Origin of the sequence: Vibrio tapetis subsp. tapetis (assembly GCF_900233005.1) — a bacterium.
GTDB lineage: Bacteria > Pseudomonadota > Gammaproteobacteria > Enterobacterales > Vibrionaceae > Vibrio > Vibrio tapetis.
This window is the reverse complement of record NZ_LT960611.1, coordinates 1,801,069-1,815,279: the sequence shown is the minus strand read 5'-3', so window position 1 is coordinate 1,815,279 and position 14,211 is coordinate 1,801,069. Positions and strand designations below refer to the sequence as shown.

Genomic DNA, 14,211 nt, shown 5'->3' with positions numbered 1-14,211 from the left:
TTTACTCTATGTTCCATCCAATTTCGGCCTACATCGGTTTGCGTTATTTACGTGGCCGATCAGGTGACCGATTTAGCCGCTTTGTCTCCTATATGTCTACGGCGGGCATCACTATTGGCGTTATGTCTTTGATTACGGTGCTTTCTGTAATGAATGGGTTTGAAGCGCAGTTAAAGGGCCGCATTCTTGGGGTGCTTCCTCAGGCCGTTGTTTCCACCCAAGATGGGAAAACAGAGCGTTCTGAACTGCCCCCCGAGTTTCTCACCAGCATGCCACACGTGCAATCTGTGCATCCCATTGTTCGAAGTGAAGCGGTTATCCAAAGCCCGGCACAATTATCGGCAGGTCTACTTATCGGTATTGATCCTAGCGAAAATGATCCGATTCAATATCATTTGATTGGCGGCCAATTGGCCTCTTTGCAGGCGGGGGATTACCGAGTGTTCTTAGGTCATGCGTTGTCCAGGCAATTAAATGTACGTGTGGGTGACAAAGTGCGGTTAATGGTTACCGGAGCTAGCCAGTTTACTCCGCTTGGTCGTGTACCAAGGCAACGAAACTTTACTGTGGCTGGTTTGTTTAATACCGGTTCAGATATTGACGCCCAATTAATGGTGGCAAACATTGAGGACGTTGGTCGCTTAATGAAATATTCAAGAGACACCATTACAGGATGGCGTTTGTTTTTTGAAGATCCGTTTGTGGTCTCGACTTTAGCCAAACAGCCTTTACCAGACGACTGGCACTGGAGTGACTGGCGAGAACAAAGGGGAGAGTTATTTCAAGCCGTTAAAATGGAAAAAAACATGATGGGCTTAATGCTTGGTTTGATCGTCGGTGTCGCGGCGTTTAACATCATTTCGGCCCTTATTATGGTGGTGATGGAAAAACAAGCAGAAGTAGCGATTTTGAAAACGCAAGGTATGACGAATCATCAGGTCTTGATGGTGTTTATGGTTCAAGGTGCTAGCAGCGGTATCATCGGTTCTCTAGTTGGAGGAGCGCTTGGGGTAACCTTGTCTTTATATTTAAATGATCTCCTAAAAATACTGGGAGTCAGTTTGTTCTCTGTTGGTACTGAGTTGCCTGTTCTCATTATTCCAATGCAAATTATTACTGTTATTGTACTGGCGATAGTGCTCAGTATTGTTGCAACGCTTTTCCCTTCTTACCGCGCATCGTCGGTAAAACCTGCCGAGGCCCTACGTTATGAGTGATCTTTTACATTGCCAATCTGTTTGCAAAACTTACCAAGAAGGTGGGATGGATACAGAGGTGTTAAAAGGGGTGAGTTTCTCACTTAAACAAGGAGAGTTGGCATCGATTATTGGCTCGTCTGGTTCGGGTAAAAGTACGTTACTGCATATTCTTGGTGCGTTAGACGACGCAAGTTCTGGTCACGTGACCTTCCGGGGTGAGCAGCTTGATAAGCAAACCAGCAACAAGCAAGCAAAAATTCGTAATCAGTATCTTGGTTTTGTCTATCAATTCCATCATCTTCTTGCGGATTTTACCGCGCTTGAAAACGTCGCGATGCCCTTGATGATTGGCGGAGTCAACGTCGTTGAAGCGAAAAAGCGCGCGAACGAATTACTTGAAAAGGTTGGATTAGGCCACCGAGTTGAACACCGTCCTTCAGAGCTTTCTGGTGGAGAGCGTCAGCGTGTTGCTATTGCACGAGCATTGGTTAATAAACCCGCTTTAGTATTGGCCGATGAACCGACCGGAAACTTAGATCACGCAACCGCTTTATCTATTTATGATCTGATGCGAGAGTTGAATCAAGAATCAGGCACTGCTTTTTTGGTCGTCACGCATGATAGCGAACTCGCGGGTAAAATGGATCGCCAATTGTCTATGAAGGATGGGCTATTAACCGACGATAGTGCAACGAATAAAAAGGCAGCAGCCGATGCATAAATGGTTATCTCTTTTCATTGGTGGCCGATTTAGCCGAGCCAAAAAACGCAACAAGATGGTGTCGTTTATTTCCTTGTCTTCAACAGTAGGAATTGCTGTCGGCGTTGCCGTGATTATTATTGGCTTGTCTGCAATGAACGGCTTTGAACGTGAATTGCAACAGCGAGTACTTTCTGTCGTTGCCCATGGTGAGTTTGAAGGCGTTAAAGAGCCTGTAACGCAATGGCAAGATATTATCTCTATCGCTGAAAGCAACGAGCGTGTAGAGGCAGCAGCCCCTTATGTTCGTATGACAGGCTTGATAGAAAAAGGCGCGAAGCTTAAAGCGTTGGAAGTGCGTGGAGTCGACCCGAAAGCGGAGTCTCGTGTGTCTGACCTTTCTCGTTATATGACCGAGAATGCGTGGGAAAACTTTGAGCCTGGTAGTAAACAAGTCATTTTAGGTAAAGGCATTGCGCAAAACATCGGCGCTGAGGTCGGTGACTATGTCACGTTGTTGTTGCCGCCTGCCAGTGACGATTTGAAAGTACGCTCACCGAAAAGAGTGCGCCTAAAAGTCACAGGGTTCTTATCTTTGGGCGGCCAAATAGATCACGGCCTAGCGTTGCTTCCAATAGAAGATGCGCAAGCTTATACCGGTTTAGGCAACACAGTAACGGGGGTATCCGTTAAAACTACTGACGTATTGCAAGCCGACTCGATCATTCGTGAAGTTGGCAGTCAGTTACCGGTTTATGTGTACCTGAAAAGCTGGAAGCAAAAATACGGTTTCTTGTATCGAGATATTCAGCTTGTACGTACCATTATGTATTTAGTGATGGTGCTCGTGATAGGCGTGGCCTGTTTTAATATCGTGTCGACGTTAATGATGGCAGTAAAAGATAGAGCGGGTGACATTGCCATCTTAAAGACGATGGGGGCGACAAACGGATTGATCAGGCGCATATTTATTTGGCAGGGTGTATTTTCTGGGGTGACTGGCAGCATTACTGGTAGCCTAGTTGGTCTTGCTGTTGCTTATAATCTCACTCCTTTGCTTAAAGGTTTAGAGGGACTGATTGGGCATCAGTTTTTATCTGGTGATATCTATTTTGTCGAGTTCTTGCCATCGCAAGTCAACATGATGGATGTGGTGATGGTGTCGGGTACAGCGATTGTCCTGAGCCTACTTGCAACGCTATACCCAGCAAGCCGAGCGAGCAGTATGAACCCAGCAGCGGTGCTCAGCTCGAAATAGTCGAATCTATATCCATATGCGGTTATTAGACATCGCAGGGTGGAACGCATTAAAAAAGGGCCGAAAGGCCCTTTTTTAGATTTTGATAAACAATTCAATTACATGAATGTGTTTTACGTCTCGAAGAAACGCGCAGCCCTAACCAATAGTCTTTGAACTTAGCGCAGCTTGAACCTAATACTACGTTTTTGCCAGCTTCTAACAACTGAATAGCGCCAAAGTCCTTTGATACCAAAATAACCGATCATGGCTGAAACAATGCCGCAAATGGCGCAGCCAAGAATGAACGGAGGTCCAATGGTCGACATCTGACTCATGATGAAATCCCAAGACAGTTCAAAATGAAAAGCTTGAGGTGGCACAGACATAGCAACGGCGCCTACTTTGTAAGCAAAATAAAACATGATTGGCATGGTTATCGGGTTGCTGATCCATACCAAGGCGACCGACAGCGGCAGATTTACTCCACAAAGAATAGCTGCGCCTGCAGCCATGATCATTTGGCTTGGTAATGGAACGAAGGCCATAAATAGACCCACGGCAAATGCACCTGCAGCCGAACGGCGGTTTAAACACCAAAGGTTCGGATTATACAGAACGTTGCCAAATATTTTTAAAGCCTTCTGACGTTTTATCAATTCGTGATCAGGCATAAAACGTTGAATTAATTTCTTCGGCATAAGGAATGATGGCTCACTTTTCTTGCTGGACAATGGTTTCTTTTATCGCATTGGTTTGTTCATCGGCCCTTTGGACAACCATGCCGCACCCCTCGTGGTTAATTCCGTTAGGTATTCTCATACCCATTACGCTATTAACGCCGTTTCTTGGCTTTCTTCGAGGGATACTCTTTGCTGTCTTCGTGGTGCTTTCACACGCATCGTTATACCAGCAACAGATTGATGTCTTATTTGACGGCAGTCAGGATACTACCATAACAGGCCAAATTGATAGTTTTTTTAAGCCATTAACTCATGGCTATCAGTCTTCTTTTGTTGTGAATCAATTAAATAACCGTCCTCTGCCTATTTATTATAAGCCGAGGTTACAAATCTTGTGGCCAAATGGCGAAATATTGTCCAATCAGGGCGAATTACCGCAACTTGGTGAGCGTTGGCGACTTGATGTGACACTAAAGCCGGTATTGGGGCGCCTTAATATAGCGGGTTTCGATAAAGAAAAGCACTACCTGACTCAAGGTTGGCATGCTAACGCTGTCGTAAAAAGTGCGCAAAGAGTCGATAACCGCGCGTCATTGAGAGCCAAGCTTCATGCGCAGCTTATTCGTCAAAGTGAAGACCTTGATTCTCATGCTTATCTTTTAGCCCTTACTTTTGGTGACCGACGGGGTTTAAGCTCTGACGACTGGGAGCATCTTAAAAACAGTGGGCTGGTTCATCTCATGGCTATTTCTGGTTTGCACATCGGCCTTGCCTTTGCGGTGGGGTATTGGCTCGGGATTGCTGTCAATATGCTACTGATGCTGCCCATTTATCCTAATCTGAAATACCGTCGGTTCGGTTTACATTTCTTGCCTTGGTTGCCTTGGTGTATTGGCGTCGCGTTCGCGTTTGGCTATGCTTGGTTAGCGGGGTTTAGTTTACCGACTCAACGCGCATTATTCATGTGCTCGATACTGGTCTTTTTTCATTCAGTGGGGCTGTATTTTAATGCTTGGAAAGTCATCTTAATTTGTTTAAGCAGTTTACTGATTCTGGATCCTTTCGCTGTGATGTCATCAGGATTTTGGATGTCATTTTGTGCCGTAGCCGTTATTTATTTGTTCATTGGTATACATAAATTTCGAGGGGGCTGGAGAGGACGAATAAAGCAATTGTTCTGCTTTCAGTTTTGGATCTTGGTGGGCATGCTACCCATCAGTATTTACCTGTTTCAAGGCTTTAGCGGGTTGGCTCCGTTTTACAACTTATTGTTTGTGCCAATGGTGGGAGTTTTGGTCATGCCGCTCATCGCGGTGGGGTTATTTTGCATGCCTTACTTTCCCTTGGTGGCCCAAATGATTTGGACGGGGGTGGACATCGCGTTATGGCCGATTGTTCACTCGATGACGTACGCTAGCGATGCTTGGTTAAACATTGGTAGTCAATGGACGGCTTTGAGTGTGCTGCCATTGCTATTGGTTTCTTGTTACTTGATTTTCAATCGCATGCAGTTGATGGTTGTTTGCGCCGTTTTTATGCTGACTCTTTGGCCTTATCGATCCCGAGAGGGTTGGTACCTCCACGTGTTAGATGTGGGGCACGGATTAGCGGTGTTGATTGAAAGGCAAGGTGAAGCCGTACTTTATGATACGGGGCTTGCCTGGCCTGGTGGCAGCTATGTCCAAAGTGTTGTACAGCCAGTATTGAAAACGTTAGCAATACACGAATTAGATGGGTTGATATTAAGTCACTTAGATAACGACCATGCGGGAGGAAGAGACTATGCAGTTAAAGCGCTTAACCCTAAATGGAAGCGAGCCAGTCAGCATTTACCTGGCTACTCTAGTTGCGTGAAGGGGGATCAATGGCACTGGAATGGATTGCAGTTTACCGTCCATTGGCCTCCTAAAATGGTAAAGAGAGCTTACAACCCGCATTCGTGTGTGATTACCGTGGATGACGGCCACACGCAAGTGTTGTTAACAGGGGATATTGATGCCATCAGCGAGATGATCTTGGCAAGAAATAAGGCGCTAATGCGAGCGGAGATCATGTTAGTGCCTCATCACGGAAGTGCGACCTCTTCCAAGGGGCTTTTTGTTAATCAGGTGAAACCAAAACTCGCATTGGCTTCTTTGGCTCTCGATAATCAGTGGGGGATGCCCGCAGTGCAAGTTTTGGATCAATATAGCTTAGTGGCGTCGAAGTGGATGGATACCGGCACGCACGGGCAGATAACCGTTCACTTTAAAAACGATGTATATCAAGTATCTAGTGCGAGAAAACACCTTTCACCAAGGTGGTATAGGCAGACAGTGCGTAACAGAGTAGAATAAGGCAAAATTTTAACGAAAAATAATAAGTTATGTCGCACGAACAAGATCAATCGACCAAACAGACTTTTAAGCGCCTTTGGCCTTATATTTCGCTTTTTAAAGCCGGTATTGCTGTCGCCGTTGTTACTCTGGTTATCAACGCATTAAGTGACACTTACATGCTTTCTCTTCTTAAGCCACTTTTAGACGATGGCTTTGGCAACGCAGATTCCAATTTTTTACGTCAAATGCCCTTTATTATCTTGGCGCTGATGTTGATTCGTGGCACTAGTGGGTTTGTCTCTGCATACTGCATGAGCTGGGTGTCGAATAACGTCGTTATGTCTTTGCGTCAGCAAATATTTAATCATTTCATGAAAATGCCGGTGGCGTTCTTTGATAAAGAATCAACGGGTAGCCTATTATCCCGAATTACTTACGATACAGAGCAGGTGGCATCGGCGACTAGCCAAGCATTAGTCAATATTGTTCGTGAAACGGCAAGTATTATCGGTCTTATTGGGCTTATGGTCTGGAGCAGCTGGGAGTTGTCTCTGGTACTGCTGGTTGTTGGCCCTATCGTAGGGATATCAATTAGCAAGGTATCTAAGCGCTTTAGACGAATTTCAAAAGACATGCAAACAGAGATGGGTAACTTAACCACGTCTTCTGAACAAATGCTTAACGGCCACAAAGTGGTATTGAGCTACGGCGGTCAAGACGTAGAAAAAGGTCGTTTTGAATCCGTCAGTAATCGCATGCGTCAGCAAACGATGAAAATGGTAGTGGCTCAGCAATTGGCGAGCCCTGTGATCCAAATGATCGGTTCAATGGCGCTTGTGACGGTGTTGTTTCTAGCGAGCGTTGATTCTATTCGTGCAGACTTAACCGCGGGTACATTCACGGTTGTGTTCTCTGCCATGTTAAGCATGTTGCGTCCTCTTCGTGGATTAACGGCGGTGACGTCTGATTTCCAACGTGGTATGGCGGCTTGTCAAACGCTGTTTGGTTTAATGGATATGCCAACAGAAGAAGACAATGGCAAAGTGACGAAGCAAAAAGCGTCAGGTGACATTGAAGTGAAAAATGCGACATTCACTTACCCAACAAGTGAAACGCCTGCATTACGCGATGTAAGTTTTACATTGCCTGCGGGGAAAACGGTGGCGTTAGTGGGTCGTTCTGGTTCAGGAAAAAGTACCATTGCTAACCTGTTTACTCGTTTCTACGACTTAGATGACGGTCAAATCACGCTTGATGGTAGTGATATTCGTGATTATGAGCTGAAAAATCTACGAACTCATTTTGGCTTGGTATCTCAGCACGTTCATTTGTTTAATGACAGCGTAGCGAACAATATTGCTTATGCGGCTGAAGACAAATACAACCAAGAGCAAATCGAGCACGCGGCTGAATTGGCTTATGCTCATGACTTTATTTTGGGGCTGGATCAGGGCTATGACACGGTGATCGGTGAAAATGGTGCCAACCTTTCTGGTGGCCAACGTCAGCGTTTAGCCATTGCTCGTGCACTACTGCGTGACTCTCCGGTACTTATTTTGGATGAAGCAACGTCTGCACTGGATACAGAGTCTGAGCGTGCCATTCAATCGGCATTAGATGAACTGCAAAAGAACAAGACGGTATTGGTTATTGCTCACCGACTGTCTACCATCGAAAACGCAGATGAAATACTCGTGGTCGACAATGGTCAAATTGTGGAACGTGGTCATCATTCAGAGCTTTTAGAGTTGGGTGGGGCATACGCGCAGCTACATAAAATTCAATTTAGCGAGTAAAGGCTAAATGGTCGATAAGATTTGGTTTGAGCAACACTGGACGAGATGGCTACTTTGGCCAGTGTTGTGGCCACTGAGCGTTTTATTTGGTGCGATCAGTCGAAAGCGTCGACAAGATTTTCAATCGGGTGTTAAACCCAGTTATCGAGCGCCTGTACCTATTGTGGTCGTTGGCAACATTACCGCTGGTGGTAATGGTAAAACTCCGGTCGTGGTTTGGTTAGTCGAACAATTGCAAGCGAAAGGTCTGCGCGTTGGTGTGGTGTCTCGTGGTTATGGTGGTAAAGCCAAACACTATCCGTTTGTTGTCCAGCACGACTCACACACAAGTGAATGCGGCGATGAACCATTATTGATTCGTCGCAGAACGGGCGCGGACGTGGTAGTAGACCCAAACCGAAGCCAAGCGGTACAGTCACTATTAGCGCAAGCGGATAAAACGAACCCGATTGACGTAGTGATCACCGACGATGGGCTACAGCACTATGCTTTGCAAAGAGACATTGAAATCGTGGTCATTGATGGTCAACGTCGTTTTGGAAATCAGAAGCTACTGCCTTTAGGGCCATTGCGTGAGGATGTGACAAGGCTACCTGAGGTCGATTATCTTATTACCAATGGTGGTGTGGCACGCGGAGGAGAGTTTGCAATGCAACTCAAACCGAGCATGGCGATTAACCTGGCTACCTGTGAACAAAGGCCAGTCAGCGAGTTAAAAAACCTGGTCGCTTTTGCTGGGATTGGTCATCCGCAACGTTTTTTCAATACCTTGAGCGAACTTGATGCCCAAGTAGTGAAAACTCAAGGATTCGCCGATCATCAAGCCATCACTAAAGCGCAAGTTAACGGACTATTACAACACGGCGATCACGTCATCATGACGGAAAAAGACGCCGTTAAGTGCGCTATGTTTAGCGAAAGCAATTGGTGGTATCTTCCGGTATCTGCTCAGTTACCAGAAAATGCACAACAAATTATTAGAAAAATTATAGAGGTAAAGGAACACTATGGATCATCGTCTTCTTGAAATCGTAGCTTGCCCATTATGTAAAGGTAAGCTGACTTATGACAAAGATAAGCAAGAGCTGATTTGCAAGTTTGATAAGCTTGCTTACCCTATTAAAGAAGGGATCCCAGTGCTTATTGCGCCCGAAGCTCGCACCATGTCAATGGACGAGGGGAAGTAATGTCTTTCACGGTTATTATTCCCGCACGTTACCAGTCAACTCGGTTACCTGGCAAACCGCTAGCGGACATCGCCGGTAAGCCTATGATTGAGTGGGTTTATCAGCAAGCGATGCTATCGGGCGCTGACAAGGTTATTATTGCGACTGATGATAGCCGTGTTGAAGCGGTTGCTCATGGGTTTGGTGCCGACGTTTGTATGACGTCGCCTAACCACGAGTCGGGTACAGAAAGGTTAGCTGAAGTGATCGAGAAAATGTCGATCCCTGAATCGCATATTATCGTTAACGTTCAAGGTGATGAACCTTTGATCCCACCGGAGATCATTCGTCAGGTTGCGGACAACCTGGCAGGCAGTGAAGCGCCTATGGCGACACTGTCAGTTGATATCACCGATGAAGCAGAAGCATTTAATCCAAATGCGGTAAAAGTGGTGACTGACGCGAAAGGTTATGCGCTTTATTTTAGTCGTGCGACTATCCCATGGGATAGAGACGCGTTTGCACAAAACTCTAAGAAATTAGCCCAGCCGCTTCAACGTCATATTGGCATTTATGCCTATCGTGCTGGCTTTGTTAATACTTATATTAACTGGCAACCGAGCGCACTTGAGAAAATTGAATGCTTAGAGCAGCTGCGAGTGCTTTGGTATGGTGAAAAAATTCACGTAGCGGTTGCTAAAATCGCGCCACCCGCGGGTGTTGATACCCCAGAAGATCTGGAAGCTGTAAGACGTATCTTAGAATAGGATACAGAGCCAACAACAAAAAGCCGCTAGATGAAGTCATTTAGCGGCTTTTTTGTTTGCCCAGCGAAGCTGGCAAACCCGTTAGGCTGAAAGAAGCCTAAATCACCCTGATTGAGGGGAAGATAATCCGAATCGCAAGGGCGTTGCTGGCCAACGGCAGGGTTTGAAGGAAGCGATAGGAAGTTAACAGTACACAACGAAAGTGAACCTGATTCGGCAATTTAGGTGGGTAAGCGTGCAAAATAGCGTGAAGCCCGATACTCAATCAGACCTAGATTGTGCTTGAGGGTGGCATTGTTAACAGGGAGCCAGTGCAGTAACTGGGGAAGCCTGACATCACATCCGAGCAAACGTCGGAAGCATAAACTCAAGGCGAGAGCCAAGATCTATGTTGGTGCGAGGTGGCAGATGAATCCGTAGTAGTGAGTAAAGCTCGGCCGGTGAAGCCCAGTAATGGTGTGGAGGATAAAACTGAGCTGACCATCAGTAACACGTCTGATGGGACAACATTTTGCCAAAAGCAATCTGGTGTTGCGAAGGGATGAAGTACATTTTAAGTCTGTGATGAGCAGATGTTTTTTTTTTTCAGTGGTATACAAGTTGATTAGCTATCGAGGTATTCCGTCTCGGTCTTTGTGAAAGCAAAGCACTGAAGCGAGAAACCGTACAAGGGAGTAACTCTGACTCACTCTAGTAAATTGCCATTGAGCTAGAAGGCTAGAGAGTGGAGTGAAATACACCAACACTGTGAGAGAGCATTTGTCCCCACACGGCACACAATCTAAAGGAAAAAGTTGAGAGTTTACTACAGTTTATATGGTCACTTGCTCCACAAAGAGCGACTCTATAAAGGATTTAAAAAAGTGTGGAAAGCGAAAGGCGCGGCCGGAATAGATAGGCAGAGCCTAAGCGACTACGCCCAAAATCTGAGTGATAACCTAGATCAACTTCTTCTGGAACTCAAAACCAAGCGATACACCCCTCAACCCGTCAGACGGGTAGAAATACCGAAAGATGATGGTGGGGTGCGATTACTTGGGATCCCAACAGTACGGGATAGAGTTGTCCAACAAGCTCTAAATGATCTATTAACCCCAATCTTCGAAGAGCAGTTTCACCCATCCAGCTTTGGGTATAGACCGAATCGAAGTTGTCACGATGCTATAAACAAAGCGACGATGTTCATCCGTCGATACGGAATGCAACACGTCGTAGATATGGACTTATCGAAGTGCTTCGATAAGCTCGATCATGAGCTTATTCTAAAAAGCATTAAGAAACGAGTCACAGACAGTAGCGTACTGGAGCTCATCAAACAGTTCCTGAAAAGTGGCGTAATGGTTGATGGAGAGTGGCAGCATACCGAGATAGGTAGTCCGCAAGGTGGAGTAATAAGCCCACTGATAGCGAACATCTATCTGGATGCGTTTGATCAAGAGATGCGAAAGCGAGGACATCGAATAGTCCGTTATGCCGACGACATACTGATCTTCTGTCGCAGCCGTAAAGGTGCAGAAAATGCGCAAGTACAGGCAACGAAGGTCCTGGAAAAACAGCTCAAGTTAACGGTGAACGAAACCAAATCACACATAGCGCACAGCGGCGAAGGTGTGAAATTCCTTGGAATAGAAATCGGTAGCCATTATAGCCGTATTCAGCCAAAGAAAATGTCGACGTTCAAAGGAAAGTTGAAGCGAGTGACAAGACGCAATGGCGGTAAGCCATTGTTAGAAGTCATTAAACAACTGAATCCACTTCTGAGAGGGTTCAGCCAGTACTTTCGAATAGCGAATGCCAACAGGGAGTTTAAGAAACTGGCCGCGTGGTTAAGGCGAAGACTTCGCAGCGTCCAATTACGATTATGGAAAAAACCGACCCGACTCCACCGCAGGCTAAGACAGCTAGGTTACGAAGGGTCATTCAGGTATATCTGTATGGATAGTTGGAGAAATGCTGCGAGTCCATTAGCCAGTTACTCGATGCCAAATCAATGGTTTAACGACCTTGGATTAGTGAACCTTGAACACGTTAGGACAGGATATGTGTTCAGCCATTATGCTGAATGGAAATGTGCATGAGCCGTATACGAGGTCCGTACGTACGGTTCTGTGAGAGGGATGAGGCGGAGACGCCTCACCCTACTCGATGTCATTAAGGTTTGCTCTATAGGTTTGGCAACTAGGTTACCTTTACTCTGAGCGGTGTATCAATGGGTAAATAAGTACCAAGGTAGGCTTTTGCAGCACGTTTTGCTTCACTTTCCATGCCTTTGGTTATGATGCCGTATTTCATTTGTGAGATAGTGAAAATCGTATCGACGATTTCAACCCAAATAAAGAAAATATCCGATTGGCGATCAAAGCTTGGCAAATGAAAGAAATGATCCAGTATGGTAAAGATAGCAATGGCAATCTCTTCGTCGTTTTTACGATCTTTTTGCTTGATGCTAGCGGAGGTCTTTCCCGAGATAAATAATTGGCGAGCTGGGGTTTGAGTTTGATAAAAATGAATCGCCCGAGTGACTAAAATATCAACGATGTCATGCCAAGTATTCACTTCATCTTCGGTTGGAATTTTACTTAATTCTTCAAGTAATAGCTCGCCATATTGAATGGCCACTTCTGTGTATATTTCATCTATATTGGCGTAAAAATGATAAGCCGAGCTTTTGGGAATGTTGGCTTCTTTAGCAATGTCCGCAAATGTGACATCGCTAATATCATTTTCTGTTAGAAGTTGTCGTACTGCTGCTTTTAATAACTCTCTGCGTTTAACGCCGCGGTGTTGCATAGGAATCCTTTCGCTGAATGCTCTTTTCATCCTTTATACTGTCACTAATGCAGAGAAAAAAACAGTCTATTCTTCAAATAGGTTAAGTTGCTTTTCTAAGGCTTCTCGCACCTCTTCACCGCCACGCACAATCACATGTCCAATAGGGTCGAAGTGAATGATATCGTGAATACTCACCGTTTTACTCAGTTCTTCCAATACCATCCATGCAGATGGAGTCGCATCAAATTGAAAGTGAGTGGTTAACTCTCCAGAAAACACCATTGCACCGCTGTTTTTGCTGTTGCATACCATCGCATGGGAGTCATTATTAATCTTGATCACTTCACTTTGCATATTGGTAATGCTGAGTTGGTCGTCTTTACCCGTTAAAGTTTGGATGAGCTGAGCGGAAATATCCGTTTTTGTTTGGATCTCAACTTGCAGCCCTTGGATTTCGATGTCGTCAAAGAAGCCATGTAAGTAAATCGTAGAGATGAATTGTTCTAAAATGATCGGAGATGCAAAGCGTACTTGCCACCATTTAGCGCCTGCTTTTGGTAGAAATGTCCGCTCTCTGCTTCGAGATGCCATGAAATTAGCAGTATGATTTGAGAGCTTGTCGATATGACAAAGGGTCAACGTTGGATAGGTTTCTAGTGTCTTTGGTTGCATAGCTACTACTCCTTGTGCAACAGCGTGAAACATCCTGCTTCACGCTATTGTTATACCACTATTTGTCTGTGTTGAAAAATTCTGTTACATCATTATGTGGGCGAGGGATCACATGTGTGGCAACAACTGTGCCTAGGTTACTTGCAACTTCAGTTGCGGCCTCGATAGCGGCGTTAATTGCGCCAACATCTCCCTTTACGGTGATCGCCACTAAGCCATCACCGACTTGCTCACGACTAACTAGCGTGACGTTGGCAGCTTTTACCATGGTATCTGCTGCTGCTAATGCGGTTACGTAACCTTTTGTTTCGATCATTCCAATTGCTTCTGACATGTGTGTTCTCCTTTACGAGTGGTCGATTGATGCTACAACAAGCGCATCAATAATTTTGTTGGGTGTTGAAAAATAGTTCGAAGCAGTGCTTCCTGTAACGAGTAAAACACGCTCACCTTCGCCGCATCCCAGTGGATCGAGTGCAACAATGTGCTCGTTTTTGTTTGAGTCTGGAGCGACCGTAACGAGCGCTCCGGAGGGTAGCTCCTTTAATTTTGTTGATACCCACACCTTTCCAATGACAGTCGCTGCAATCATGGTGTGCTCCTATTATTGTAATTAAGCGTAATGTTCAGTTGTCTTGCTTTGGCTTTTGCAAGGGGAGTAACCACACACTGAGGTGGGAGCTCCATTTCCGTAATACCTTGTTTATATAGCGCATTAATCTTGCTCTCAGTCAGTGGGCTTGAGACCTGTGTTGATTGAGTGCGTGGGACAACGGCGTTTTTTGAGCCAAGTTTGTCCACGAGTTCGCCTTTATATTCATTTAGTACCTGTGCGATAACCTCTTTAATCAGTTGCCTAAGCGTTGATTCATCGATATTAAACTGCTTCATAAATCCCCTG

The 14,211-nt window shown here is 45.4% G+C and carries 15 protein-coding genes; 9 read left to right on the top strand and 6 right to left on the bottom strand.

All coding sequences use genetic code 11. The annotated features are described in order from the left end of the window. Nucleotides 1–8 precede the first annotated feature (8 nt). The 3 genes from lolC to lolE are packed head-to-tail and all read left to right on the top strand — an operon-like array spanning nucleotide 9 to nucleotide 3,157. Complete coding sequence (lolC, locus tag VTAP4600_RS08065; RefSeq protein ID WP_102522329.1) at nucleotides 9–1,217, top strand: lipoprotein-releasing ABC transporter permease subunit LolC; 1,209 nt, start codon at nucleotides 9–11, stop codon at nucleotides 1,215–1,217. Continuing rightward, nucleotides 1,210–1,920 carry a lipoprotein-releasing ABC transporter ATP-binding protein LolD gene (lolD, locus tag VTAP4600_RS08060; protein WP_102522328.1) on the top strand — a complete coding sequence of 237 codons (711 nt, stop codon included), beginning with the start codon at nucleotides 1,210–1,212 and terminating at the stop codon, nucleotides 1,918–1,920. Before lolC ends, lolD begins: the two co-directional genes overlap by 8 nt. Beyond that, a complete protein-coding gene (gene lolE / locus VTAP4600_RS08055) occupies nucleotides 1,913–3,157 on the top strand; it encodes a lipoprotein-releasing ABC transporter permease subunit LolE (RefSeq protein WP_102522327.1) in 1,245 nt (414 codons plus the stop codon). Before lolD ends, lolE begins: the two co-directional genes overlap by 8 nt. A 158-nt stretch (nucleotides 3,158–3,315) precedes the next feature. On the opposite strand, the gene VTAP4600_RS08050 is transcribed toward lolE, so the two are convergent. Then, entirely contained in the window at nucleotides 3,316–3,837 is a 522-nt protein-coding gene (locus VTAP4600_RS08050; RefSeq protein WP_102522326.1) for a DUF2062 domain-containing protein, read from the bottom strand. Nucleotides 3,838–3,842: 5 nt separating this feature from the next. Between VTAP4600_RS08050 and VTAP4600_RS08045 the strand changes: the two genes are divergently transcribed. The 6 genes from VTAP4600_RS08045 (at nucleotide 3,843) to ltrA (ending at nucleotide 11,944) form a co-directional block, all read left to right on the top strand. Then, entirely contained in the window at nucleotides 3,843–6,155 is a 2,313-nt protein-coding gene (locus VTAP4600_RS08045) for a DNA internalization-related competence protein ComEC/Rec2 (RefSeq protein WP_102522325.1), read from the top strand. 29 nt (nucleotides 6,156–6,184) lie between these two features. Next, on the top strand, nucleotides 6,185–7,933 hold the full coding sequence (msbA, locus tag VTAP4600_RS08040) for a lipid A ABC transporter ATP-binding protein/permease MsbA (protein WP_102522324.1): 1,749 nt from the start codon (nucleotides 6,185–6,187) through the stop codon (nucleotides 7,931–7,933). 7 nt (nucleotides 7,934–7,940) lie between these two features. Next, nucleotides 7,941–8,960: a tetraacyldisaccharide 4'-kinase gene (gene lpxK / locus VTAP4600_RS08035; protein WP_102522323.1), complete on the top strand. Its 1,020-nt coding sequence runs from the start codon at nucleotides 7,941–7,943 to the stop codon at nucleotides 8,958–8,960. After that, nucleotides 8,941–9,120, top strand: a complete 180-nt coding sequence (locus VTAP4600_RS08030; RefSeq protein ID WP_102522322.1) for a Trm112 family protein — start codon at nucleotides 8,941–8,943, stop codon at nucleotides 9,118–9,120. The genes lpxK and VTAP4600_RS08030 overlap by 20 nt, the downstream gene beginning before the upstream one ends. Continuing rightward, a complete protein-coding gene (kdsB, locus tag VTAP4600_RS08025; protein ID WP_102522321.1) occupies nucleotides 9,120–9,866 on the top strand; it encodes a 3-deoxy-manno-octulosonate cytidylyltransferase in 747 nt (248 codons plus the stop codon). Before VTAP4600_RS08030 ends, kdsB begins: the two co-directional genes overlap by 1 nt. A 794-nt stretch (nucleotides 9,867–10,660) precedes the next feature. Further along, nucleotides 10,661–11,944 carry a group II intron reverse transcriptase/maturase gene (ltrA, locus tag VTAP4600_RS08020; protein WP_102521018.1) on the top strand — a complete coding sequence of 428 codons (1,284 nt, stop codon included), beginning with the start codon at nucleotides 10,661–10,663 and terminating at the stop codon, nucleotides 11,942–11,944. 100 nt (nucleotides 11,945–12,044) lie between these two features. Here the strand turns inward: ltrA and VTAP4600_RS08010 are convergent, their stop codons facing one another. The 5 genes from VTAP4600_RS08010 to VTAP4600_RS07990 all read right to left on the bottom strand — a co-directional run bounded on the left by VTAP4600_RS08010 (nucleotide 12,045) and on the right by VTAP4600_RS07990 (nucleotide 14,201). Further along, a complete protein-coding gene (locus VTAP4600_RS08010) occupies nucleotides 12,045–12,656 on the bottom strand; it encodes a TetR/AcrR family transcriptional regulator (RefSeq protein ID WP_172443096.1) in 612 nt (203 codons plus the stop codon). Nucleotides 12,657–12,722: 66 nt separating this feature from the next. Continuing rightward, nucleotides 12,723–13,310, bottom strand: coding sequence for a hypothetical protein (locus VTAP4600_RS08005; RefSeq protein ID WP_102522319.1), 588 nt, complete (start codon nucleotides 13,308–13,310; stop codon nucleotides 12,723–12,725). Nucleotides 13,311–13,368: 58 nt separating this feature from the next. Continuing rightward, nucleotides 13,369–13,644, bottom strand: a complete 276-nt coding sequence (locus VTAP4600_RS08000) for a BMC domain-containing protein (protein ID WP_102522318.1) — start codon at nucleotides 13,642–13,644, stop codon at nucleotides 13,369–13,371. Between the two features lie 12 nt (nucleotides 13,645–13,656). Continuing rightward, on the bottom strand, nucleotides 13,657–13,902 hold the full coding sequence (locus tag VTAP4600_RS07995) for a EutN/CcmL family microcompartment protein (protein ID WP_102522317.1): 246 nt from the start codon (nucleotides 13,900–13,902) through the stop codon (nucleotides 13,657–13,659). Continuing rightward, on the bottom strand, nucleotides 13,899–14,201 hold the full coding sequence (locus VTAP4600_RS07990; RefSeq protein WP_102522316.1) for a hypothetical protein: 303 nt from the start codon (nucleotides 14,199–14,201) through the stop codon (nucleotides 13,899–13,901). The genes VTAP4600_RS07995 and VTAP4600_RS07990 overlap by 4 nt, the downstream gene beginning before the upstream one ends. Nucleotides 14,202–14,211: the final 10 nt, after the last annotated feature.